We start from the raw sequence: 23,451 nt of genomic DNA on the forward strand, positions 1-23,451 counted from the left end.
CCGGCAGGCTGAAGTCAGGCGCGCCAACGCCAACGGGCCAAGGCCTTGATGACTTTCATCCAGAATTTGCCAGTAACCGCCACGGTGGACTCTCTGTCTGCTGAGGCTTGAAGGTCCGCCAACGTTATCCCAGTGGCCGGGTCTGCGCAACCGGGCAGCAATGCACGCAAATCGTCGATCACCAGGCTTGGCGACTCGTCCTTGATGGGCCGGCCATGGTTGTAGCCGTAGGTCAGCCCCACGCACTGCACACCGGCCGCCTTGGCCGCCTGCACGTCGCTGCGCGAGTCGCCGACAAACAGCGACTGTTGCGGGCTCACGCCCGCCATTTGCATGACGAACAGCAGCGCCGCCGGGTCGGGCTTTTTCTGTGGCAGGGTGTCACCACCGATGATCCAGCGGAAATACCGGCCGATCTTCATCTGGTCCAGCAAGGGCGCGACGAAGCGCTCCGGTTTGTTGGTGATCAAGGCCATTTCCACGCCCTGCTTGTGCAGCCAGCGCAGGGTGTCCTTGACCCCGGGGTAAACCACGGTGAGCTCATGGCTTTCGGCGTAGGCCTCCATGAACAGTGCCAAGCCCTGTTCAGCCAGCGCATCGTCCACGGTTTCATGCTCGATGCCACCGGCCAGGGCGCGGCGCACAAGCACCTGGGCGCCATTGCCGACCCATTGGCGTACCGCCTCAAGGCCAGCAGGCGGGCGCCCCAGTTCGAGCAGCATGCGGTCCACGGCGGCGGCCAGGTCTGGCACGGAATCGATCAGGGTACCGTCCAGATCGAACATCACCAGCCTGGGGAGCGTCCCCGGAAACAGCTGCTCGAAGCCACTCATGGGCGAGCCTGGGCCAGTTCGGCGCGCATTTTGGCGATGACTTCCTGGTAGTCCGGGGCATTGAAGATCGCCGAGCCGGCCACGAACGTGTCGGCGCCAGCGGCAGCGATCTCGCGGATGTTGTTGACGTTGACGCCACCGTCGATTTCCAGGCGGATATCCCGGCCACTGGCGTCGATCAACGCACGCGCTTCACGCAGCTTGTCGAGTGTGCCAGGGATGAACTTCTGCCCGCCGAAACCCGGGTTGACGCTCATCAGCAGCACCATGTCGATCTTGTCCATGACGTACTTCAGGGCGTCCAGGCTGGTGGCCGGGTTGAACACCAGCCCGGCCTTGCAGCCGCCATCCTTGATCAGTTGCAGCGAACGGTCGATGTGCTGCGAAGCTTCCGGGTGGAAGGTGATGTAGGTGGCGCCGGCTTCGATGAAGTCGCCGATGATGCGATCGACCGGGCTGACCATCAGGTGCACATCGATCGGGGCGGTGACGCCATACTTGCGCAGGGCAGCGCACACCATCGGGCCGATGGTCAGGTTGGGAACGTAGTGGTTGTCCATGACATCGAAGTGGACGATGTCGGCACCCGCCGCCAGTACCTTGTCGACATCCTCGCCCAGGCGGGCGAAATCGGCAGAAAGAATGGAGGGGGCAATAGCGTAGGGCTGCATGGCGCACCTGTTGGCAGAATCACGGTGGCGCGCATTGTAACTCAGGGAAAGGGGTGAAGGCTGATTGGTATCAATGGGTGTCGACCAGTGACCAAACGCCTTGTAGTGCCTGTACGGGCCCTATCGCCGGCAAGCCGGCTCCCACATGGGATCTCCACAGGTTTCTGCATCGCATGACTCTTGTGCAGAACGCTGTGGGAGCCGGCTTGCCGGCGATAGGGCCCGTACAGCTACTGGAAAATCAGGCAGGCTGCTGGGTTCTCAGCTTCTCGCTACGCCCGCGCAGCCACTCCAGGGTCAGCAGCAAGATCACCGAAAACGCAATCAGCAACGTCGCCGCGGCAGCGATGGTCGGGCTCAGGTTCTCGCGAATACCGCTGAACATCTGCCGCGGCAGGGTCGCCTGTTCCGGGCCGGCGAGAAACAGGGTCACCACGACCTCATCGAACGACGTGGCAAAGGCGAACAGCGCCCCCGAAATCACCCCGGGGGCGATCAGCGGCAGGGTCACCCGGCGGAAGGCCAGCAGGGGCGAAGCGCCCAGGCTGGCTGCCGCGCGCACCAGGTTGTAGTTGAAGCCCTGCAAGGTTGCCGACACCGTGATGATGACGAACGGCACGCCCAGCACCGCATGCACCAGAATCAGCGAGGTGAAGCTGTTGCCCATGCCCAGCGGGGCAAAGAACAGGTAGCTGGCCACCCCGATGATCACCACCGGCACCACCATCGGCGAAATCACCAGTGCCATCACCAGCGACTTGCCGGGAAAGTCGCCGCGGGTCAGGCCGATGGCCGCCAACGTGCCGAACACCATGGCCAGCACCGTGGCCGCAGGGGCAACGATGATGCTGTTCTTCAGCGCCCGCATCCATTCGGCCGAGTTGAAGAAGTCCTGGTACCACTGCAGCGAGAAGCCCTGCAGCGGGTACACCAGGAAGCTGCCACTGTTGAACGACAAGGGCACGATCACCAGCACCGGCAAGATCAGGAACAGCAGGATCAGGCCGCAAAGAATGCGCAGGCTGTAGAACCACACCCGCTCCACGGGCGACATGTAAGGGCTCAGCATGACAAGGCTCCTCAGCTCAGGCGCAGGCGGCTGGCGCCGACCAGCCAGCTATAGATCAGGTACAGCAGCACGGTCGCCAGCAGCAACAGCCCGCCCAGTGCGGTGGCCATGCCCCAGTTGATGCTGGTGTTGGTATAGAAGGCCACGAAGTAGCTGACCATCTGGTCGTTCGGGCTACCCAGCAGTGCCGGGGTGATGTAGTAACCAATGGCCAGGATGAACACCAGCAGGCACCCGGCGCCGACACCGGCATAGGTCTGGGGGAAGTACACCCGCCAGAAACTGGCGAACGGGTGGCAACCCAGCGAAATCGCCGCGCGCATGTAGCTTGGCGAAATGCCTTTCATCACGCTGTACAGCGGCAGGATCATGAACGGCAGCAGAATGTGCACCATCGAGATGTACACGCCGGTGCGGTTGAACACCAGTTCCAGCGGCTGGTCGATGATGCCCATGGCCATCAGCGCACTGTTGATCAGCCCGCCCGACTGCAGCAGTACGATCCACGCTGCCACCCGCACCAGGATCGAAGTCCAGAACGGCAGCAACACCAGGATCATCAACAGGTTGCTCTGCCGGGTCGGCAGGTTGGCCAGCAGGTACGCCAGCGGGTAGGCCAGCACCAGGCAAATGGCGGTGATCACCACGCCCATCCACAGGGTGCGGGCAAAGATATCCAGGTAAATGGCCTGGTCCGGGGTCGCCTTGGCCAGTTCGCCAAGGTCATCGATACGGTGGTCCAGCGAAGCCAGCAGGTAGAACGGGGTCAGCGTGCTGGTGTTGCGGCGGATCGCCTGCCAGTAGGCCGGGTCGCCCCAACGTTCGTCCAGGGCCTGCAGGGCATCCTTGTAAGAGGCGGGCTCGGTCTTGAACGGCAATGCGCGCGCCGTCTTGGCCAGCAGGCTGCGGTAGCCGGCCAGTTCCATGTTCAGGCGTTTGGACAGGTCGCCCAGGGTCTGGTTCTTGCGTGACTCGGCCAGGTCCTGGCTCAGCGCCTTGTACACGTCCTCGCCAGGCAGGCTCTTGCCGTCCCACTGGCTGATGACGTCGACCGTGCGCGGCAGGCCACCGACCACCTCCGGGTTGCCGACGCTCTTGTACAGCAGCGCCGCGATCGGCACCAGGAACACCAGCAGAAGGAACAGCGCGAGCGGCGCGATCAGCGCTTGCGCCTTCCAGCGGTTGACCCGCTCGGCATGCTTGAGGCGCTGCTTCAGACTTTGACCTGCGCCTTCTTTGAGTGGCACTGCAATGGCCATGGCAAACTCCGCGATACGAACTGAAATTGGGGCCGCATAGCGGCCCCTTGCGCTGGTCGGTTACTTCTTCGCCGCCCAGGCGTTGAAGCGTTGCTCCAACTGCTCGCTGTTGTCGGCCCAGAAGGCCACGTCGATCTGCACCTGGTTGGCAATGTTCTCAGGCGTGGTCGGCATGTCTTTCTTCACCTCGTCCGACAGCAGGCTCACTGCCTTGGAATTGGCCGGGCCGTAGGCGATGTTCTCGGAGTAGATCTTCTGCTGCTCAGGCTGCACGCTGAAGGCGATGAATTTCTTCGCCTGGTCGGCATCCTTGGCACCTTTCGGGATGGCCCAGGCATCGAAGTCATAGATGCCGCCATTCCACACCACCTTGAGGTTGCTTTCCTTCTGCACCGCCGCGATGCGGCCGTTGTAGGCCGAGCTCATGACCACGTCACCCGAGGCCAGGTACTGAGGTGGCTGGGCACCCGCTTCCCACCACTGGATGCTTGGCTTGAGTTCGTCGAGCTTCTTGAAGGCGCGGTCCACGCCCTCTTTGGTACCCAGCACCTGGTAAACATCCTTGGGCGCCACGCCGTCGGCCATCAGGGCGAATTCCAGGGTGTACTTGGCGCCCTTGCGCAAGCCGCGCTTGCCAGGGAATTTCTTGGTGTCCCAGAAGTCGGCCCAGCTGGTCGGTGCGGTCTTGAGCTTGTCCGCGTTGTAGGCCAATACCGTGGACCAGACGAAGAAGCCCACGCCACAAGGCTGGATAGCGCCCGGCACGTAATCGGCTTCGTTGCCGAACAGGGCGGGGTCGAGCTCTTCGAACATGCCCTCGTCACAGCCGCGGGCCAGCTCTGGCGACTCTACCTCCACCAGGTTCCACGACACGCTCTTGGTATCGACCATGGCTTTGACCTTGGCCATTTCGCCGTTGTACTCGCCTGCGACGATCTTGCCATGCCCGGCCTTTTCCCACGGCTCGTAGAACGCCTTGACCTGGGCGGCCTTGTTGGCACCGCCGAACGAGACCACGGTGAGGTCTGCGGCCATGGCCTGGCCGGCGGTGAACAGCCCCAGGGCCAGGGCGGTCAGTTTCAACTGCTTGCGCATTCTTGTTCTCTCCACAGTACAGGGTTGGTGAAGCAATCCATCAATGGGCTTCGGCAATCGGATCGAGCGCGCGGGCGTGCTCCACCTCCCAGCCCAGCGGTACCACATCGCCCACGGCCAGGGCCGGGTCGAGCTCGGCAATGGGCTGTTTCACGAAGAAATCGCCCTTGCCGCAAACTTCCAGGCGCACCCGCACGTGGTCGCCCAGGTAGATGAATTCCGCCACCCGGCCCGAGAAGCGGTTCGCGCAGCTTTCACTGTGGCCGTTCAGGCGTACCCGCTCGGGGCGGATGGACAGGGTGACCGGTTCGCCGGCCTGGCCGACATTCACTGCCAGTGCCTCGATCCGCTCGCCGCGCGGCAGCTGCACCTGGCAGCGCTTGCCGTCGCTGGCCAGCAGCGTGCCGTTGAGGCGGTTGTTCTCGCCGATGAAATTGGCGACGAAGGTGTTGCAGGGTTCCTCGTACAGCGTGCGCGGGTCGGCGATCTGCTGGATCTCACCCTGGTGGAATACCGCCACCCGGTCAGACATGGTCAGCGCTTCGCCCTGATCGTGGGTCACGTACACCACGGTCACCCCCAGGCGCTGGTGAATGTGCTTGATCTCCATCTGCATGTGCTCACGCAGCTGCTTGTCCAGTGCCCCGAGCGGCTCGTCCATCAGCACCAACTGGGGCTCGAACACCAGCGCCCGGGCCAACGCCACGCGCTGTTGCTGGCCGCCAGAAAGCTGGCCGGGGTAGCGCTTGGCAAAGGCATCCAGTTGCACCATGTTCAGCACGCGCTTGACCCGTTCGCTGATATCGGTCTTGCTCAAATTGCGCACGGTCAGCGGGAAGGCCAGGTTTTCCGCAACCGTCATGTGCGGGAACAGCGCATAGTTCTGGAACACCATGCCGATATCACGTTTGTGCGGCGGAACATTGTTGATCGAGCGCCCGGCCAGGTGGATTTCCCCGGCGGTGGGGGTTTCGAACCCTGCCAGCATCATCAGGCTGGTGGTCTTGCCGGAGCCAGAAGGGCCAAGCAGGGTGAGGAATTCGCCCTTGCGGATATCCAGGTTAAGGTCTTTGACGATCAGCGACTCGCCGTCGTAGCTCTTCTGCACACCACGGAAGCTGACCAGCGTTTCGCTGGTTGCAGCGTTCGACTTCGCCTCGCTCATGCCTGCACCTTCTTGTTGGATGACTGCGTGGGCAAAGCGTAAAAGAGGCGCAAGCGCCGGAAAATCGGGGGTGCTGAGAGAATGCCATCATCCGGATGGAAGATTTGATGTAGGGATTGCCCTACAAGGATGGCGCGTTCAGAACAGCCTTGCCCCTGGGGGGCTGCCTTGTGTCGCGATGGTGCGCGCAGCGGCCCCAGAATTCCCGCTGCACCGCAGATACCGCCGGGGTCGCAATCAGACCAGCTTGTGCTCCATGGCGTACTTCACAAGCTCCGCCAGCGAGTTCACCTTCAGCTTCTGCATCAGCCGCGCCTTGTGTGTACTGATGGTCTTGCTCGACAGCGCCAGTTGCTGGGCAATGTCATTGACGTTGGCGCCCTGGGCCAGGCGCTCGAACACGGAAAACTCCCGCTCTGAGAGCAGGGTGTGCAACGGCCGCGACTCGGTCAGGCCCACTTCGAACACCATGCGGTCAGCCAACGCCGGGTCGATATAGCGCCCGCCAGCAGCCACCCGGCGAATCGCCGTCAGCAGTAGCGCCGGGTCGCTGTCCTTGGTGGCATAGCCCGCCGCACCGGCCTTCAGCGCCCGCGCGGCCATTTGCGCCTCGTCATGCATCGACAGCATCAGGATCGCCGGCGCGTCGAGCAGCGCGCGAATCCGCGGGATCGCCTCCAGCCCGCTCACGCCCGGCATCGAGATATCCAGCAGCACCACTTCGCACGGCGTATGCCGCAGGGTCTCGAGCAACTGCTCGCCATTCCCGGCCTCCCCCACCACCTGCATGTCCTTGGCCAGGCCAATCAACTGCTTGATGCCTTCACGGACAATGGTGTGGTCTTCGGCTACCAGCACTCGAATCACGTTTGCTCTCCTACTCCAACGGTATGGCCACGCTCAGGCTGGTGCCCTCGCCCGGCTGACTGTCCAGCACCATGCTGCCGCCCAACATCAGTACCCGCTCGCGTACGCCGACCAGGCCAAACGAGGTGGGCCGGGGCTGCTCACGGCAAAAGCCCTGGCCATCATCACTGACTGTCAGGCGTAACTGCCCGCCCTGATGAACCAGCTCGATTTCCACGCTGTGCGCCTGGGCATGGCGCATCACATTGGTCAACGCCTCCTGCAGAATGCGGAACAGCCCGGTGGCCTTGGCGTCACTCAATGCTGGCAGATTATCCGGTACCTGCACCAGGCAGGGGATTTGCGTACGGGCTTCGAAGCGCCTGGCCTGCCACTCGATGGCCGAGGCGATGCCCGCGTCGAGGATCGGCGGGCGCAGGGCAGTGGCCACATCACGCACCAACTGGAACAACTGGGCGATCAAGCGCTTCATGCTGGCCAGGCGCTCGTTGAGCCCCGGGTCGAGCTCGGCAAACGCCAGCTCGCACATCGACACTTCCAGCTTGAGCACGGTCAGCATCTGCCCCAGCTCATCATGCACTTCGCGGGCGATGCGGGCCTTCTCTTCCTCGCGCACGCTTTCCAGGTGGGCCGACAGCTCGCGCAGCTGCTCCTGTGACTTGGCCAGCGCCAGTTCGGCGCGCTTGCCCTGGGTGATATCCCACACCACGCCGTCCCATACCACCTGACCGTTGCCCAGGTGTCGGGTACTGGCCTTGATGTCGGCCCAGCGCTGTTCACCCTGGCGGGTGAGAATACGCCCCTGCCAGGACCAGTCCTGGTCGCTGGCCAGGGCCAGGTCCTGGACCCGGTGGTAATCGGCGCGGTCATCGGGGTGTACCAGGTTGCGCAGGCCCATTTGCGGGTGCTGGATCTCGCTGGGCGCATAACCGACCAGGGCCTCGCTGCCTTCACTGATATAGGGGAACTCCAGCTCGCCCTCGGCCGGGTCCCGCTCCAGGCGGAACACCAGCCCTGGCACGTTGCCGGCAATGCCCTTCAGCCGCGCCTCGCTTTCGCGTAAAGCCGCCAAGGCCCGGTGCCGTTCGGTAACGTCGGCCAGGTACACCACCAGGTACTCCGAGTCGCGAAAGCGCAAGAAGCTCAACGACAGCTCGACCGGCAGCAAGCTGTGGTCCGCGCGCTTGCACTGCGCCTCGAACTGGCCTACACCGCCAGCCCCGGCGCGGGCGCCTTTCCACAGCTCCAGCCAGCGGTCCATGCTCAGGCTCGGCTCGAAGTCGCTCAGCGGCCGCTCCAGAAGCTCGCCTTCGGCATAACCGAGCATGCGTTCAGCGGCGTGGTTGGCGTACCGGACATGGCTGTCCCAGTTGACCCACAGAATACCCACCGTACTCTGGTCAATCGCGAACTGGCTCAGGCGCAGGGCCTCTTCACGCACCTGGCGCTCCACCAGGCTTTCCCGCGCAGCCAGCAGGCTGCGCTCCAGCTGGCGCTGTTGCCGGCGTTGCCACACCAGTGTAGCCAGGGCGCACAGCAGCAGCAGGCCGAACAGCAACGCCAGGTTCTGCCAGAAACCGGGCGACTCGCTCAGGCGCGGGTACTTGGGCTGCAACCAGCGCTGGTGCAGTTGCTCCAGCTCCTTGGCAGGCAGGGCCTGCAAGCCTTGTTCGAGCACATCGGCCAACACCGGCCAGTCACGCCGCGAGCCAAGCCGCAGCAACTGCGGCAGGCCAATATCGCCCACCACGGCCAGCTCACCGAACTCGCTCTCGCGTGACAGGCGGCTGAGTTGCGCCTCGTCCAGCACGGCGAAGCTGGCCTGGCCGCCCACCACCAGCTGCAAGGCCTCGCGCTCGCTGGGCACCCCCTGCAGGTTCAGGTTGCTGTAGTTACCGCGCAAGTACTCTGCCAGTTGGCTGGGCATGCGCACGGCCACGCGCTGCTCGCGGTCGAGCTTTTCCAGCTCCACCGCCATGGCCCCGGTGCGTGGCCCTACCACCAATTGCGGCACGCGCATGTACGGGTCGCTGAACAACCACAGGCGCAGGCTGGCCGGGGTTTGGGTAAGGCCGGGGGCGAAGTCGATTTCGCCGTTCTGCAGGGCATGCTCCAGGCTGGCCTGGTCACTGAAATGGCGCCAGGTCAGGTCCAGGCGCAGCACGTGTGCCAGGTTGCTGACCAATTCGACGTTGGCACCGTACAACTGCTGCAGGCGCCGGTCGAACTGAGCATAGGGTGCTTGCAGCACCAGGCCCACACGCAGGCTGCGGTGCGCGTCCAACCACTGCTGCTGGGCCGGCTCGAGCGCAACAGTGGCCGGCGCCTCGGGCCGGGCAAAGGCAATCAAGGGCAGCCACAAGCAGCCGATAACCAACAGGCGACGCACTCGCTTCATCTATACGCTCGTCTTGGCAAGGCGGCCATGCAGCATGGCCGTCACGGGCAAATACTATTAGGCTGCCGGTATCATTCTGGCCTTGGGTGACGCATGTCCACACTTTATCGCACGACGCTGGCAATGTGCTGCCTAGCTTCGCTCCTGCCACTCGGCGCCTTGGCCGCCGATGCCGAAACACCGCCGGCGGCCAATGCGGCACCGGCAGCCGAAACACCACGCCCGCCGCTGCTCGAGCGCAGCCAAGAGGATGCCCTGGCACTCGAGCGGCTGGTACCCAAGGCCGAGCAACAGAGGCTACAGGCAGGTGCCGACAGTTTCCTGGCGTTGTGGAAGCCGGCCAACGACAGTGATCCGCAAGGTGCCGTGATCATCGTGCCGGGTGCCGGCGAAAACGCCGACTGGCCAAATGCCGTTGGCCCGCTGCGGCAAAAATTCCCTGATGTCGGCTGGCACAGCCTGAGCATCAGCCTGCCTGACCTGCTCGCCGACAGCCCGCAAGCCCGGGTAGAAGCCAAGCCCAAGGCCGCAATGGACCAAGCCCAGGGTGAGCGTGCACCGGTCAAGGATGTGCCAGCCGACGCCAATGCCAATGTCGCCCAGGCCACCGCCGCCGATGCCGACACCGCAGAAAGCACCGATGCCGAACTGGCCAGCGAACAGAGCGACCCGGCCGATGCCGAGCGGATTTTCGCCCGCCTGGACGCTGCCGTGGCGTTTGCCCAGCAGCGCAATGCCCGCAGCATCGTGCTGATCGGCCATGGCAGTGGTGCGTACTGGGCAGCCCGCTACCTGAGCGAAAAACAGCCACCGCAGGTGCACAAGCTGGTCATGGTGGCGGCGCAGACGCCGGCGCGCGTGGAGCATGACCTGGAAAGCCTGGCGCCGACGTTGAAGGTGCCCACCGCCGACATCTACTACGCCACCCGCAGTGCTGACCGCAGCGCCGCCGCGCTGCGCTTGCAGGCCAGCAAGCGGCAGAAAGACAGCCAGTACCGGCAGTTGTCGCTGATCGCCATGCCAGGCAACCAGGCCGCCGAGCAAGAGCAGTTGTTCCGCCGCGTGCGAGGCTGGATGAACCCGCAAGGGTAAGATTGCCCCCACAGGTAGGCCACAATATTCAGGCGTTGTGTATTACCTGTGGGAGACTCTATGGTTTCTGGCAATGGCATCAGGGTTGCCGGGTGCTTGCCGCAGCATCTTCAGCGCCTGTCAGATTGAGCGCCGCCCGCGCGGCGCATCGCGAGCTGCGCTCGCTCCTACGTTTGTTTCGGGCCAATTATGCCTGGGGGATTTGCGCGCGAACGCCTTGGCGCATGCCTCAATATCGCGTCGTATGAATCAGGCGGTCGCGCGCGCCCCTCACAGGCCTCACTGGCCCGAAACAAACGTAGGAGCGAGCGCAGCTCGCGATGCGCCGCGCGGGCGGCGCTCGATGTCTCAGGCGCTGCATCTCTTCTGACAAACACCTGCCAGCCCTGCTGCGATCCCTGGGGCTGGCTTGCCGGCGATGAGCCCCTCAAAGGCCCCGCCGCTTGCGGATCATGGCATAGGCCTGGTGCAACTCCCGCGTGCGCTCGGTCGCTTCACGCACCTGTGCCTCGCTGGCGCCGGTGCCTGCCAGCTTGTCCGGGTGGTGCCGGCTGACCAGCCGGCGATACGCCTGCTTGACCTTGTCAGCTTCGGTGTCCGCCTCTACCGCCAGCAAGCGCAACGCCGCCGCATAGGTCATGGCCAGCCCTTCCGGCCGGGCAGCCCTGCGCGGCTCGTATTCCACCGACATGGCCTGTACCTGGCGCCGGCTCAGGCCCAGCTTCAGCCCCCAGTCCAGCAGCAGCTCACGCTCCTTGTTGCCCATCTTGCCGTCGGCCCAGACCATGCGCCAACAGGCGCGCAAGGTGCCTTCGGCCGCATGCGGCTGTTCGCGAATCCGCCGCAAGTGGCCGCCTAGCCGGTCCTTGCCGGCCTTGCCACGGTTGAACGCCTTGATGGCGCGCAAGCGGGCCGGCTCCGCCAGGTCCAGCCGCGACATTTCCTGACGCGCCTGCTGGATATGCTGCTCGGCCACCCGGCCATCGCTCTTGGCCAGGCGCCCCAGCATCACGAACAGCAACTCATCGTCAGCCAGCGCCGGGCGCCCGCTGAGGCGGTCGCGCATGTCATCCCAGCCCTGCAGGCGCAAGCGGCGGTCGAGGGCCTGGCCGAGCAGCAGCCCCAACAGCGCCCCGGGGATATTGGCCACGGCAAAGCCCGCGCCAGCGCCAATCAGTGTGCCTGGCCACCACATGTCAGGCGCGCTCGCCGATCAGCCGCTCGGCCTCGGCCAGGCGCTCGAGCGTGCCGACGTCCACCCAGTGCCCGCGGTAGTGCTCGCCCGTGACCCGGCCAGCCGCCATGGCCTGGCGCAACAACGGCGCCAGTTTGAAGGCACCAGCCTGGCAACCCGCGAACAGCGCCGGGTGCAGGACCGAGATACCACTGAACGTCAGCGTACCCGGCGCGTCGTCGCCATCGACCACCTGCCCGTCCGCCAGGCGGAAGTCGCCACGGCCATGGTGGCCAGGGTTATCGACCAGCACCAGGTGCGCCAGGCCTTGCAGGGGGGCCTGCAGGCGGGTGAAGTCGTAGTCGGTCCAGACATCGCCGTTCACCAGCAGGAACGGATCGTCGCCCAGCAAAGGCAGCGCCTTGAAGATGCCGCCGCCAGTTTCCAGCGGCTCACCCTCCGGCGAGTAGCAAATGCGCAGGCCGAAGCGGCCGCCATCGCCCAGGTGCTCTTCGATCTGCTGGCCGAGCCAGGCATGGTTGATCACCACTTCGCGGACACCCGCAGCCGCCAGCGCACGCAGGTGGTACTCGATCAGCGGCTGGCCGGCGACCGGAACCAACGGTTTGGGGGTATGCAGCGTCAGCGGGCGCATGCGTTCACCCTTCCCCGCCGCCAGGATCATTGCCTTCATGCACGCGCTCCGGCTTGCAGCTCGGCAATCAGCTCACCCAGCTCCGCCAATTCGGGCCGGCGACCGATCACTTCTTCTATATAGGCGAAGAAACGCGGCACGTCCCCTAGGTAGCGCGGCTTGCCGTCGCGGTGGCAGATACGGGCAAAAATGCCGATCACCTTCAAATGGCGCTGCACGCCCATCAGGTCGCTGGCACGCTGGAACGCCTCGAACTCAGCATGAACCGGGATTCCGGCCGCCACTGCCCGCTCCCAATAGGCACGCAACCAGCCTTCGACGCGCGCCTGTGGCCAGCTGAGGAAGGCATCCTTGAACAGGCAGGTAATGTCGTAGGTGACCGGGCCGTACACCGCATCCTGGAAGTCCAGCACGCCAGGGTTCGGGGTGCTCTGCATCAGGTTGCGCGGCATGTAGTCGCGGTGCACCAGCACTTTCGGCTGGGCCAGGGCGCTGTCGATCAACAGTTGGCTGACGCGCTGCCAGGCAGCTTTCTGGCTATCGTTGAGGGCCAGGCCAAGCTCGCGCCCTACGTACCATTCGGGGAACAGTTCAACCTCGCGGCGCAGCAGGGCGTCGTCGTAGCTGGGCAACTGGGCGTCCATTGGCAGGCGCTGGAACTTCAGCAACGCCTCGATGGCGTCGGCGAACAGGCTGTCGGCATTGTCGGCAGCAATGATATCCAGGTATGTCTGGTGACCCAGGTCACCCAGCAGCAGGAACCCGCGCTCCAGGTCCTGGGCGTGGATCTGCGGCACATTCACACCGGCGCTGGCCAGCAGGTGGTCGATGGCGACGAACGGTCGGCAGTTCTCCTGCGGCGGGGGCGCGTCCATGACCACGAAGCTGTGCCCAGCCCCCTGCCAGCGGAAGTAGCGGCGGAAGCTGGCATCGCTGCTGGCCGCGGTCAGGCGGCCTTCGGGCACCTCGCCCCAAGCCTTGCTGCGGAAAAGTTCATCGAGCTGCTCGGCGAGCCAGACCGTCAGCTGTTGCAGGCGTACATCGTGTTCAGGCATTACAAGGGTCTCCGACGGCCCTAGCCGTCAAGCGGGTCATGCTTTATTATCCAGCATCTTTTTCAGACCATCGAGAGGCGTGCGGCCCCACACGCGGGCAGATGGCACGCAGGAAGCCCGGACTAATAAGATGGCATTGAAATCCCCCGCGTTTCGTAGAAAGTTTCCGTTGCTGGTCACCGGCGGTCTGCTGGCCCTGCAACCTCTGGCCACATCGTACGTGGTGGCAGCCGAGCAGTTTGACTGCCAAGTGTCCGCCGCCGGCGGCTGGGACTGCAAGCCCAAGACCCCAGCCAGCAACCTGCCGCCACGCCCAGTGCACGAAGGTGCCGCCGTCAGCGGCGGCACCGAAGCCGCGAGCGAAGGCGAAACCGCGGACCGGCCGATGCTGGTCACCGAGGCCAAAGGCCGCGGCCTGAAGTCGCGCAGCGAAGACTACAGCCACCTCGACTGGGTGCCGCGTGAAAAGCTCACTGCAGCACAGCTGGCCGAAACCGGCCCGTACTGCGGTGGCGCCTACATCGAGCCGACTCGCCCAGGCATGGCCGACACCACGCCCAAGGACGAGTCGCCGACCTACATCAATGCCAAGGTGTCCAAGTACCAGCAGGAGCAGCAGATCGCTACCCTCGCCGGTGACGTGGTCATGCGCCAGGGCAGCATGCAGGCCGAAGCGGACGAGGCCAACCTGTACCAGGCCGAAAACCGTGGCGAGCTCAAAGGCAACGTCAAGATCCGTGACAACGGCTCGCTGGTAGTCGGTGACCAGGCACAGATTCAGCTCGACACGGGCGAAGCCCAGGTCGACAACGCCGAATACGTGATGCACAAGTCGCATATCCGCGGCAGCGCCCTGTACGCCAAGCGTGGCGAAAACGCCATCATCCGCCTCAAGGACGGTACGTACACCACCTGCGAACCGGGCAGCAACGCCTGGCAGCTGAAGGGCAACAACATCACCCTGAACCCGGCCACCGGCTTCGGCACCGCGACCAACGTCACCCTGCGGGTCAAGGATTTCCCGGTGTTCTACACACCGTACATCTACTTCCCGATCGACGATCGTCGCCAGTCCGGCTTCCTGCCACCTTCGTTCAGCAGCAGCAGCGACACCGGCTTCATGCTGGTCACGCCGTACTACTTCAACCTGGCGCCGAACTACGACGCCACGTTGTACCCGCGCTACATGACCAAGCGCGGCTTGCTGATGGAAGGCGAATTCCGCTACCTGACCAAGTCCAGCGAAGGCCAGTTCGGCGGCGCGTACCTGAACGACAAGAACGACGACCGCAAAGACCAGACGGACTACAAAGACCAGCGCTGGATGGTCAACTGGCAGCACAAGGGTGGCCTGGACGAACGCCTGATGACCGAGGTGGACTACACCGACATCAGCGACCCGTTCTACTTCCAGGACCTGGAGTCCGACCAGATCGGCGTGGAAAGCCGCGACGTGCTGAACCAGCAGGGCGCGCTGACCTACCGTGGCGACAGCTACACCGCGCGCCTGAACGTGCATGCCTACGAAATGGCGACCATTTCGCAGATCACGCCTTATGACCGCCTGCCGCAGCTGACCCTCAACGGTACCCTGCCATTCCAGCCAGGCGGCCTGAACCTGGGTTACGAGACCGAAGCGGTACGCTTCGAGCGTGACTTGAAGAACGACACCGTGTTCGACAAGGATGGCAACCTCGACCTCACAGCCGGGCCAGACGGTCGTCGCCTGGATCAGAACATTCAAGGCATCGAGCGAGCCAACGGCACGCGCCTGAATGTGGCGCCGTCCATCAGCTACCCGATGACGGCCAGCTACGGGTTCCTGACGCCCAAGCTGAAATATGCCTACACCCAGTACGACCTGGACCTCGACAGCAAAGGCAAGGCCGATGCAATCGCCCTGGAAGCTCGAAATCCAACCGCCTACGGCAGCTACGACAGCTCCGTAAGCCGCGATGTACCGATCTTCAGCGTCGACAGCGGCCTGTACTTTGACCGCAATACCTCGCTGTTTGGCAACAACTACCGTCAAACCCTCGAACCGCGCATGTTCTACCTGTACGTCCCGTACAAGGACCAGAAGGACATCCCGCTGTTCGATACTGGCGAAACCCTGTTCAGCTACGATTCGCTGTTCCGCGACAACCGCTTCAGCGGCACCGACCGCATCGGCGACGAGAACAAGCTGTCGCTGGGTGTCACCACCCGCTGGATCGAAGACAACGGCTTCGAGCGCCAGAACTTCAGCATCGGCCAGGCCTACTACTTCAAAGACCGCAAGGTACAGTTGCCGGGTATCGACTACCGCACCCGCAAAGACTCGCAGTCCGACGTGTCGCCATACGCCCTGGTGTACAACTACTACTTCAACCGCGACTGGCGCTTCAATTCGGACTTCAACTGGGACCCGGACAGCCACAGCACCCGCTCGGGCAGCGCGATGTTCCACTACCAGCCTGAAGACAACCCGAACAAGATCGTCAACCTCGGCTACCGCTACCGTAACGACACCATCGCCTACGACTCGACAACGGGTACCTGGAAGGTGGGCGGCGGTGACTATGGCACCCCAGGCGATCCGAACTACATCAAGGATTACTACAAGATCCAGCAGCACGATTTCTCGGTCATCTGGCCGATCGTGCCACAGTGGAGCGTGATTGCCCGCTGGCAGCATGACTACAACCGCAACCGCACCCTGGAAGCCATGGGTGGTTTCGAATACGACAACTGCTGCTGGAAGCTGCGTCTGGTCAACCGGTACTGGATCGACTACGACGATTTCAGCCAGGCCCTTCCGCAGAACGAAAAAGGCGACCACGGTGTCTTCCTTCAGATCGTCCTGAAAGGCCTCGGTGGTGTAGTTGGCAACAAGGTCGAATCTTTCCTCGACCAAGGCATTCAAGGTTACCGTGAACGTGAAGACCAAGCTTATTGATCGACTGCGCCCAGTGCTGCTGGGCGTTGCTTTGCTGAGTGGCGCGGTGCATGCCGCGGTACAGCCGCTTGATCGCGTGGTGGCCATCGTCGACAACGACGTGGTCATGCAAAGCCAGCTGGACCAGCGCGTGCATGAGGTTCAGCAAACCATCGCCAAGCGCGGCGGCAGCGTGCCGCCCGCCGGCGCCCTGGAACAGCAGGTACTGGAACGCCTGATCGTCGAAAACCTGCAACTGCAGATTGGCGAACGCTCCGGCATTCGCATCACCGACGAAGAACTGAACCAGGCTATCGGCACCATTGCCCAGCGCAACGGCATGTCGCTGGACCAGTTCCGCGCAGCGTTGGCCCATGACGGCCTGTCGTTCGACGACGCCCGCGACCAGGTCAAGCGCGAGATGATCATCAGCCGCGTGCGCCAACGCCGCGTGGCCGAGCGCATCCAGGTGTCGGAGCAGGAAGTGAAGAACTTCCTCAACTCCGACATGGGCAAAATGCAGATGTCGGAAGAGTACCGCCTGGCCAACATCCTGATCCCCACCCCGGAGGCGGCCAACTCGGCAGACATCCAGAAGGCTGCACGCCAGGTGGGCGAGGTGTACCAGCAGCTCAAGCAAGGCGCGGACTTCGGCCAACTGGCCATCGCCCGCTCCGCCAGCGAAAACGCCCTGGAAGGCGGCGAGATGGGTTGGCGTAAAGCGGCCCAGCTGCCACCAGACTTCGCCAAGATGCTCAGCAGCATGCCCGTGGGTGAAATCACCCAGCCGATCCGCATCCCCAACGGCTTCATCATCCTCAAGCTGGAAGAGAAGCGTGGTGGCAGCGAGAACGTGCTGCGCGACGAAGTGCACGTGCGCCACATCCTGATCAAGCCAAGCGAGATCCGCAGCGATGCGGCCACCGAGCAACTGGCCGAGCGCCTGTACGAACGCATCAAGAACGGCGAAGACTTCGCCGAACTGGCGAAAAGCTACTCGGAAGACCCAGGCTCAGCGCTCAACGGCGGTGACCTCAACTGGGTCGACCCGAACAGCCTGGTGCCGGAGTTCCGCGAGCAGATGGCCAACGCCCAGCAAGGCGTCGTGACCAAGCCGTTCAAAACCCAGTATGGCTGGCACGTGCTGGAAGTACTGGGCCGTCGGGCCACCGACAGCACCGAGCAGGCGCGTGAGCAACAGGCCCTGAACGTGCTGCGTAATCGCAAATACGACGAAGAGCTGCAAACCTGGCTGCGCCAGATCCGCGACGAAGCCTACGTTGAAATCAAGCTGCCTGGCGCCGACCAGGCCGCCCAGTGAAGCCCCTGCGCTTCGCCGTCACCCCCGGCGAGCCGGCCGGCATAGGTCCTGACCTGTGCCTGCTGCTCGCCGCAGACGCCCAGCCCCACCCCCTGATTGCCATCACCAGCCGTGACCTGCTCGCCGAGCGGGCCACCCAGCTGGGGCTGGCTGTCGACCTGTTGCCGGTTGCCCCGGGCCAATGGCCCGAGCAGCCAGCCCCAGCGGGCAGCCTGTATGTTTGGGATACCCCGCTGGCGGCCCCGGTAACACCGGGCCAGCTCGACACGGCCAACGCCGCGTTCGTGCTGCAAACCCTGACCCGTGCTGGCCAGGGCTGCCTGGACGGGCAATTCGCCGGGATGATCACCGCCCCCGTGCACAAGGGTGTGATCAACGAGAGCGGCATCGCCTTTTCCGGGCACACCGAATTCCTCGCCGAACTGACCCAAACCGCACAAGTGGTGATGATGCTGGCGACCCGCGGCCTGCGCGTGGCCCTGGTTACCACCCACCTGCCGCTGCGGGACATCGCCGACGCCATCACTGCCGAGCGCGTCGAGCGGGTTACCCGCATTCTGCATGCAGACATGCGCGACAAGTTCGGCATCACCGCCCCACGCATCCTGGTGTGCGGCCTCAACCCGCATGCCGGTGAAGGCGGCCACTTGGGCCGCGAAGAAATCGACATCATCGAGCCGACCCTGGCCCGCCTGCGCGCCGAAGGCATGGACCTGCGCGGGCCGCTGCCGGCCGATACCCTGTTTACCCCCAAATATCTGGAGCACTGCGACGCGGTGCTGGCGATGTACCACGACCAAGGCCTGCCCGTACTCAAGTACAAGGGTTTTGGTGCGGCCGTGAACGTGACCTTGGGCCTGCCGATCATCCGTACCTCGGTTGACCACGGCACCGCCCTGGACCTGGCCGGCAGCGGCAAGGTCGACACCGGCAGCCTGCGCGTCGCGCTGGAAACCGCCTACCAGATGGCCGAGAACCGACCATGAACGAGCAATACCAACACCGGGCGCGCAAGCGCTTCGGCCAGAACTTCCTGCACGACGCCGGCATCATCGACCGTATCCTGCGCGCTATCCACGCCAAGCCTGGCGAACACCTGCTGGAAATCGGCCCGGGCCAGGGCGCCCTGACCGAGGGCCTGCTGGGCAGCGGCGCGCAACTGGACGTGGTCGAGCTGGACAAGGACCTGGTGCCGATCCTGCAGCACAAGTTCGCCGACCGCAGCAATTTCCGCCTGCACCAGGGCGACGCCCTGAAGTTCGACTTCAACCAGCTGGGCGTCCCGCCGCGCAGCCTCAAGGTGGTGGGTAACCTGCCCTATAACATCTCCACGCCGCTGATCTTCCACCTGCTCAGCCATGCCGGGCTGATCCGCGACATGCACTTCATGCTGCAGAAGGAAGTGGTCGAGCGCATGGCCGCCGGCCCTGGCGGTGGTGATTGGGGGCGGTTGTCGATCATGGTGCAGTACCACTGCCGCGTGGAACACCTGTTCAACGTTGGCCCTGGGGCGTTCAACCCGCCACCGAAAGTGGATTCGGCCATCGTGCGGCTGGTGCCGCACGAAGTGCTGCCTCACCCGGCCAAAGATGCACAACTGCTGGAGCGGGTGGTGCGTGACGCGTTCAACCAGCGCCGCAAAACACTGCGCAACACCATGAAGGGCCTGCTCGACAGCGCGGCCATCGAAGCTGCCGGCGTGGATGGCAGCCTGCGCCCGGAGCAGCTGGACCTGGCCGCCTTCGTGCGCCTGGCCGATCAGTTGGCCGATCAGCCCAAAGCCTGATTCAACCTGATCCGGCCTCTTCGCGGGCATGCCCGCTCCCACAGGTAAATCACCCCTCAAATGCGGTGGAATCCTGTGGGAGCGGGCGTGCCCGCGAAGAGGCCAGCCCAGGCAACACAAAACCCCCAGCCCTTCCACCGCTGGCCCTCCCCCCCGCCAATGGCCTAGACTGCATTATTGCGTCAGTTCGCCCAAGGCCCTTGCATGTCCGACCCCCGCTATCAAATCGACGTCAGCGTCGTGACCCGCTACCTCAAAGAGCAATCCGACCCGGAAAACAGTCGTTTCGCTTTCGCCTACACCATCACTGTGCAGAACAACGGCTCGCTGAAAGCCAAACTGCTGTCGCGCCACTGGCTGATCACCAACGGTGACGGCAAGGTCGAAGAAGTGCGCGGCGCCGGGGTGGTCGGCCAGCAGCCCAATATCGAGCCGGGCCAGAGCCACACCTACAGCAGTGGGGCTGTCATCAGCACCCGCGTAGGCACCATGCAGGGCAGCTACCAGATGTTTGCCGAAGACGGTAAACGTTTCGATGCCGAGATCGCCCCGTTTCGCCTGGCGGTGCCCGGGGCCCTGCACTGATGGCCACTTACGCCGTCGGCGACCTGCAGGGCTGCCTGCAGCCACTCAAATGCCTGCTCGAACGCGTACGCTTCGATCCCGCCGTGGACCGCCTGTGGCTGGTGGGCGACCTGGTCAACCGCGGCCCCGAGTCACTGCAAACGCTGCGCTTTCTGTACTCCATGCGCCAGTCCCTGGTCTGCGTGCTGGGCAACCACGACCTGCACCTGCTGGCCGCCTGGCACAACGTCGAGCGCCTGAAGAAAAGCGACACCTTGCGCGAGATCATCGAAGCGCCAGATGCGGATCAGTTGTTCGACTGGCTGCGCCAGCAAAAGCTGCTGCACTACGATGAGGCGCGGGGCGTTGCCATGGTTCATGCCGGCATCCCGCCGCAGTGGACGCTCGGGCAAGCCCTGAAGCTGGCTGACGAGGTGGAACAGGTGCTGCGCGATGACACTCGCCTGAAGTTGTACTTGGATGGCATGTACGGCAACGAGCCGAACAAGTGGAGCAAGAACCTCACCGGTATCGAGCGCCTGCGGGTCATCACCAACTACTTCACGCGCATGCGCTTCTGCACCGCAGAAGGCAAACTCGACCTCAAAAGCAAGGAAGGCCTGGGCACCGCGCCCAAAGGCTACAAACCCTGGTTTGCCCACAAGGACCGCCGCTCGCGGCACGTGAAGATCATCTTCGGCCACTGGGCCGCCCTTGAAGGGCGCGTCGACCAGCCTGACGTCATCGCCCTGGACACCGGCTGCGTGTGGGGCGGCGCCATGACCCTGTACAACCTCGACAGCGGCCAATACCACCGCTGCGACTGCGCCGCCGACGGCACCCTGCGCCAGCCGGCACAACCCACTACACTCAATGACCACACCTGAAGGAAGTAGTACCCATGAGCGAATTCAAGCGCATCCCTCCCGAGCAGGCCTTGGAGCTTCGCAAGCAAGAAGGTGCGGTCGTGGTCGATATCCGTGACTCGCAAGCCTTTGCTGCCGGCCACATTACCGGCGCCCGGCATCTGGATAACCATTCGGTTGCCGAGTTCATCCGCAATGCCGACCTCGACGCCCCCACCCTGGTGGTCTGCTACCACGGCAACTCCAGCCAGAGCGCTGCCGCCTACCTGGTAGGCCAGGGCTTCTCGGACGTGTACAGCGTCGACGGTGGGTTTGAACTGTGGCGCACCACCTACCCGGCCGAGACAGCCCAAGGCGCTGCCGAATAAATATTTTCATTTTTACTGCAGCCCGCGCCCTGCGCGGGCTTGCGGCTTACCTGACGAACGGTCGTTCGTAACTTCTGCACTCCTCGCCCCTTGACCTTGCAGATAACCAACTACGCTTAAGCTCAGGCCATCCAAAAAAGGGGAGAGCCGGTACACCGGCGTGCGGGTCATCGGTAGCGTAACAGGGTGTTCTGGGGGGTATACAGCAACTGGCGAACCCGGTTGCTTGCCAGCATCAGCTGACTGATCCGGCGTCGTCTCCACGTATCGAGCGAGGTGACGTCATGAGTATTTTTAGCCACTTCCAACAACGTTTCGAGTCAACGCGCCAGGAAGAACTCTCGCTGCAGGAGTACCTCGAGCTGTGCAAAGAGGATCGCAGTGCCTACGCATCGGCGGCCGAACGGCTGTTGCTGGCCATCGGTGAGCCAGAGCTGATCGACACCTCTACCAACTCCAGGCTGTCGCGCATTTTTTCCAACAAGGTGATCCGCCGCTATCCAGCCTTTGCCGACTTCCATGGCATGGAAGAGTGCATCGACCAGATCGTGTCGTACTTCCGCCACGCCGCACAGGGCCTGGAAGAGAAGAAACAGATCCTCTACCTGCTGGGCCCGGTAGGTGGCGGCAAATCGTCGCTGGCGGAAAAACTCAAGCAGCTGATGGAGCGGGTACCGTTCTACGCCATCAAGGGCTCACCGGTGTTCGAATCGCCATTGGGCCTGTTCAACGCCACCGAAGACGGGGCCATTCTCGAGGAAGAGTTCGGCATCCCGCGGCGCTACCTCAACACCATCATGTCGCCCTGGGCAACCAAGCGGCTGCAGGAGTTCGGCGGCGATATTTCCAAATTCAAAGTGGTCAAGCTCTACCCTTCCATCCTCAACCAGATCGCCATCGCCAAGACCGAACCGGGCGATGAAAACAACCAGGACATCTCTGCCCTGGTCGGCAAGGTCGACATTCGCAAGCTCGAGGAATACCCACAGAACGACGCCGACGCCTACAGCTACTCGGGGGCACTGTGCCGGGCCAACCAGGGCCTGATGGAATTCGTGGAAATGTTCAAGGCGCCGATCAAGGTCCTGCACCCCTTGCTCACCGCCACCCAGGAAGGTAACTACAACAGTACCGAAGGCCTCGGGGCCATCCCGTACACCGGCATCCTGCTGGCCCACTCCAACGAATCGGAGTGGCACACCTTCCGTAACAACAAGAACAACGAAGCGTTCATCGACCGGATCTACATCGTCAAAGTGCCGTACTGCCTGCGCGTCAGCGACGAAATCAGGATCTACGACAAATTGCTGGTCAACAGTTCGCTGTCCAAGGCCCATTGCGCTCCGGACACGCTGAAAATGCTGGCGCAATTCACGGTGCTGTCGCGGCTCAAAGAGCCTGAAAACTCCAATATCTATTCGAAAATGCGCGTGTACGACGGTGAAAACCTCAAGGACACCGATCCGAAGGCCAAGTCGATCCAGGAATACCGCGACTCGGCCGGCGTCGACGAGGGCATGAATGGCCTGTCGACCCGCTTCGCCTTCAAGATCCTGTCCAAAGTGTTCAACTTCGACCCACACGAAATTGCCGCCAACCCCGTGCACCTGTTGTATGTGCTGGAGCAGCAGATCGAACAGGAACAGTTCCCTGCAGAAGTGCGCGAACGCTACCTGCGCTACCTGAAGGAGTACCTGGCACCGCGCTACATCGAGTTCATCGGCAAGGAAATCCAGACAGCGTACCTGGAGTCCTACAGCGAATACGGCCAGAACATCTTCGACCGCTATGTGCTGTACGCCGACTTCTGGATCCAGGACCAGGAATACCGCGACCCGGAAACCGGCGAGATCCTCAACCGCATCGCGCTCAACGAAGAGCTGGAGAAAATCGAGAAGCCGGCCGGCATCAGCAACCCGAAAGACTTCCGCAACGAGATCGTCAACTTCGTACTGCGCGCACGCGCCAACAACAACGGCAAGAACCCAAGCTGGCTGAGCTACGAAAAACTGCGGGTGGTGATCGAGAAGAAAATGTTCTCCAACACCGAAGACCTGCTGCCGGTCATCAGCTTCAATGCCAAAGCCAGCAAAGAGGACCAGAAGAAACACAACGACTTCGTCACCCGAATGGTGGAGCGTGGTTATACCGACAAGCAGGTGCGCCTGCTGTCGGAGTGGTACCTGCGGGTCAGGAAATCGCAATAAAGCGGCAAGCCGCCTAGTGCCAAGCTACAAGCTGCAAGCCACAAGCTGGCTGGCGCCGGCGCATGCCAGGCGCCAGCATCTGCGGCAGC

The 23,451-nt window shown here is 63.4% G+C and carries 20 protein-coding genes; 9 read left to right on the plus strand and 11 right to left on the minus strand.

From position 1 onward, the window contains the following. Positions 1-14: 14 nt before the first annotated feature. The 8 genes from QME24_RS15055 to QME24_RS15090 form a co-directional block, all read right to left on the minus strand. Positions 15-833, minus strand: a complete 819-nt coding sequence (locus tag QME24_RS15055) for a phosphoglycolate phosphatase (protein WP_029885955.1) — start codon at positions 831-833, stop codon at positions 15-17. Further along, a complete protein-coding gene (rpe, locus tag QME24_RS15060) occupies positions 830-1,504 on the minus strand; it encodes a ribulose-phosphate 3-epimerase (protein WP_009685252.1) in 675 nt (224 codons plus the stop codon). Before rpe ends, QME24_RS15055 begins: the two co-directional genes overlap by 4 nt. Before the next feature lie 241 nt (positions 1,505-1,745). Continuing rightward, a complete protein-coding gene (locus tag QME24_RS15065; RefSeq protein WP_192441536.1) occupies positions 1,746-2,573 on the minus strand; it encodes an ABC transporter permease in 828 nt (275 codons plus the stop codon). Positions 2,574-2,584: 11 nt separating this feature from the next. Beyond that, positions 2,585-3,832, minus strand: coding sequence for an ABC transporter permease (locus tag QME24_RS15070; protein WP_029885952.1), 1,248 nt, complete (start codon positions 3,830-3,832; stop codon positions 2,585-2,587). Between the two features lie 60 nt (positions 3,833-3,892). After that, a complete protein-coding gene (locus tag QME24_RS15075; protein ID WP_029885951.1) occupies positions 3,893-4,927 on the minus strand; it encodes an ABC transporter substrate-binding protein in 1,035 nt (344 codons plus the stop codon). A 40-nt stretch (positions 4,928-4,967) separates the two neighbouring features. Continuing rightward, positions 4,968-6,092, minus strand: coding sequence for an ABC transporter ATP-binding protein (locus QME24_RS15080; RefSeq protein ID WP_054906233.1), 1,125 nt, complete (start codon positions 6,090-6,092; stop codon positions 4,968-4,970). Positions 6,093-6,329: 237 nt separating this feature from the next. After that, positions 6,330-6,959 (minus strand): response regulator transcription factor, encoded by a 630-nt coding sequence (locus QME24_RS15085; RefSeq protein ID WP_009685247.1) that lies wholly within the window; start codon positions 6,957-6,959, stop codon positions 6,330-6,332. 10 nt (positions 6,960-6,969) lie between these two features. After that, positions 6,970-9,357, minus strand: a complete 2,388-nt coding sequence (locus QME24_RS15090) for a sensor histidine kinase (RefSeq protein ID WP_009685246.1) — start codon at positions 9,355-9,357, stop codon at positions 6,970-6,972. Positions 9,358-9,450: 93 nt separating this feature from the next. On the opposite strand from QME24_RS15090, the gene QME24_RS15095 reads away from it, so the two are divergent. After that, positions 9,451-10,449, plus strand: coding sequence for an alpha/beta hydrolase family protein (locus tag QME24_RS15095; protein WP_280091895.1), 999 nt, complete (start codon positions 9,451-9,453; stop codon positions 10,447-10,449). Between the two features lie 427 nt (positions 10,450-10,876). Here the strand turns inward: QME24_RS15095 and QME24_RS15100 are convergent, their stop codons facing one another. From QME24_RS15100 to QME24_RS15110, 3 genes are read right to left on the minus strand one after another with little or no spacing between them, the layout of a single operon-like run. Beyond that, positions 10,877-11,644 (minus strand): TerB family tellurite resistance protein, encoded by a 768-nt coding sequence (locus QME24_RS15100; protein WP_192441531.1) that lies wholly within the window; start codon positions 11,642-11,644, stop codon positions 10,877-10,879. Between the two features lies 1 nt (position 11,645). Continuing rightward, entirely contained in the window at positions 11,646-12,317 is a 672-nt protein-coding gene (murU, locus tag QME24_RS15105) for an N-acetylmuramate alpha-1-phosphate uridylyltransferase MurU (RefSeq protein WP_054906105.1), read from the minus strand. Continuing rightward, positions 12,314-13,333: a phosphotransferase gene (locus QME24_RS15110; protein ID WP_054906106.1), complete on the minus strand. Its 1,020-nt coding sequence runs from the start codon at positions 13,331-13,333 to the stop codon at positions 12,314-12,316. Before QME24_RS15110 ends, murU begins: the two co-directional genes overlap by 4 nt. 130 nt (positions 13,334-13,463) lie before the next feature. Here QME24_RS15110 and QME24_RS15115 point away from each other — a divergent pair, with 130 nt between their 5' ends. The 8 genes from QME24_RS15115 (at position 13,464) to QME24_RS15150 (ending at position 23,362) form a co-directional block, all read left to right on the plus strand. Continuing rightward, the gene (locus QME24_RS15115; RefSeq protein ID WP_047150036.1) at positions 13,464-16,271 is read left to right on the plus strand and encodes an LPS-assembly protein LptD; all 2,808 of its coding nucleotides are present in this window, start codon (positions 13,464-13,466) and stop codon (positions 16,269-16,271) included. Next, positions 16,246-17,571 carry a peptidylprolyl isomerase SurA gene (surA, locus tag QME24_RS15120; RefSeq protein WP_029885945.1) on the plus strand — a complete coding sequence of 442 codons (1,326 nt, stop codon included), beginning with the start codon at positions 16,246-16,248 and terminating at the stop codon, positions 17,569-17,571. The genes QME24_RS15115 and surA overlap by 26 nt, the downstream gene beginning before the upstream one ends. Next, positions 17,568-18,557 carry a 4-hydroxythreonine-4-phosphate dehydrogenase PdxA gene (pdxA, locus tag QME24_RS15125; protein WP_232892623.1) on the plus strand — a complete coding sequence of 330 codons (990 nt, stop codon included), beginning with the start codon at positions 17,568-17,570 and terminating at the stop codon, positions 18,555-18,557. The genes surA and pdxA overlap by 4 nt, the downstream gene beginning before the upstream one ends. Next, on the plus strand, positions 18,554-19,357 hold the full coding sequence (gene rsmA, locus QME24_RS15130; RefSeq protein WP_054906107.1) for a 16S rRNA (adenine(1518)-N(6)/adenine(1519)-N(6))-dimethyltransferase RsmA: 804 nt from the start codon (positions 18,554-18,556) through the stop codon (positions 19,355-19,357). Before pdxA ends, rsmA begins: the two co-directional genes overlap by 4 nt. Before the next feature lie 204 nt (positions 19,358-19,561). Further along, entirely contained in the window at positions 19,562-19,942 is a 381-nt protein-coding gene (gene apaG, locus QME24_RS15135) for a Co2+/Mg2+ efflux protein ApaG (RefSeq protein WP_029885942.1), read from the plus strand. After that, positions 19,942-20,808 carry a symmetrical bis(5'-nucleosyl)-tetraphosphatase gene (locus QME24_RS15140; protein ID WP_009685235.1) on the plus strand — a complete coding sequence of 289 codons (867 nt, stop codon included), beginning with the start codon at positions 19,942-19,944 and terminating at the stop codon, positions 20,806-20,808. The genes apaG and QME24_RS15140 overlap by 1 nt, the downstream gene beginning before the upstream one ends. 14 nt (positions 20,809-20,822) lie before the next feature. After that, complete coding sequence (gene glpE / locus QME24_RS15145; RefSeq protein WP_009685234.1) at positions 20,823-21,155, plus strand: thiosulfate sulfurtransferase GlpE; 333 nt, start codon at positions 20,823-20,825, stop codon at positions 21,153-21,155. Positions 21,156-21,439: 284 nt separating this feature from the next. After that, positions 21,440-23,362 (plus strand): PrkA family serine protein kinase, encoded by a 1,923-nt coding sequence (locus QME24_RS15150; protein WP_009685233.1) that lies wholly within the window; start codon positions 21,440-21,442, stop codon positions 23,360-23,362. Positions 23,363-23,451 lie beyond the last annotated feature (89 nt).

Source organism: Pseudomonas sp. PARCl1 (assembly GCF_947311875.1).
Lineage (GTDB): Bacteria > Pseudomonadota > Gammaproteobacteria > Pseudomonadales > Pseudomonadaceae > Aquipseudomonas > Aquipseudomonas juntendi.

Excerpts from the sequence above, each read along its gene's own strand:
- QME24_RS15140 (WP_009685235.1), top strand. The coding sequence starts at position 19,942 with ATGGCCACTTACGCCGTCGGCGACCTGCAGGGCTGCCTGCAGCCACTC.
- apaG (WP_029885942.1), top strand. The coding sequence starts at position 19,562 with ATGTCCGACCCCCGCTATCAAATCGACGTCAGCGTCGTGACCCGCTAC.
- glpE (WP_009685234.1), top strand. The coding sequence starts at position 20,823 with ATGAGCGAATTCAAGCGCATCCCTCCCGAGCAGGCCTTGGAGCTTCGC.
- QME24_RS15055 (WP_029885955.1), bottom strand. The coding sequence starts at position 833 with ATGAGTGGCTTCGAGCAGCTGTTTCCGGGGACGCTCCCCAGGCTGGTG.
- QME24_RS15070 (WP_029885952.1), bottom strand. The coding sequence starts at position 3,832 with ATGGCCATTGCAGTGCCACTCAAAGAAGGCGCAGGTCAAAGTCTGAAG.
- QME24_RS15095 (WP_280091895.1), top strand. The coding sequence starts at position 9,451 with ATGTCCACACTTTATCGCACGACGCTGGCAATGTGCTGCCTAGCTTCG.
- murU (WP_054906105.1), bottom strand. The coding sequence starts at position 12,317 with ATGAAGGCAATGATCCTGGCGGCGGGGAAGGGTGAACGCATGCGCCCG.
- QME24_RS15080 (WP_054906233.1), bottom strand. The coding sequence starts at position 6,092 with ATGAGCGAGGCGAAGTCGAACGCTGCAACCAGCGAAACGCTGGTCAGC.
- QME24_RS15090 (WP_009685246.1), bottom strand. The coding sequence starts at position 9,357 with ATGAAGCGAGTGCGTCGCCTGTTGGTTATCGGCTGCTTGTGGCTGCCC.
- rpe (WP_009685252.1), bottom strand. The coding sequence starts at position 1,504 with ATGCAGCCCTACGCTATTGCCCCCTCCATTCTTTCTGCCGATTTCGCC.
- QME24_RS15065 (WP_192441536.1), bottom strand. The coding sequence starts at position 2,573 with ATGCTGAGCCCTTACATGTCGCCCGTGGAGCGGGTGTGGTTCTACAGC.
- QME24_RS15115 (WP_047150036.1), top strand. The coding sequence starts at position 13,464 with ATGGCATTGAAATCCCCCGCGTTTCGTAGAAAGTTTCCGTTGCTGGTC.
- QME24_RS15150 (WP_009685233.1), top strand. The coding sequence starts at position 21,440 with ATGAGTATTTTTAGCCACTTCCAACAACGTTTCGAGTCAACGCGCCAG.
- QME24_RS15100 (WP_192441531.1), bottom strand. The coding sequence starts at position 11,644 with ATGTGGTGGCCAGGCACACTGATTGGCGCTGGCGCGGGCTTTGCCGTG.
- QME24_RS15075 (WP_029885951.1), bottom strand. The coding sequence starts at position 4,927 with ATGCGCAAGCAGTTGAAACTGACCGCCCTGGCCCTGGGGCTGTTCACC.
- rsmA (WP_054906107.1), top strand. The coding sequence starts at position 18,554 with ATGAACGAGCAATACCAACACCGGGCGCGCAAGCGCTTCGGCCAGAAC.
- QME24_RS15110 (WP_054906106.1), bottom strand. The coding sequence starts at position 13,333 with ATGCCTGAACACGATGTACGCCTGCAACAGCTGACGGTCTGGCTCGCC.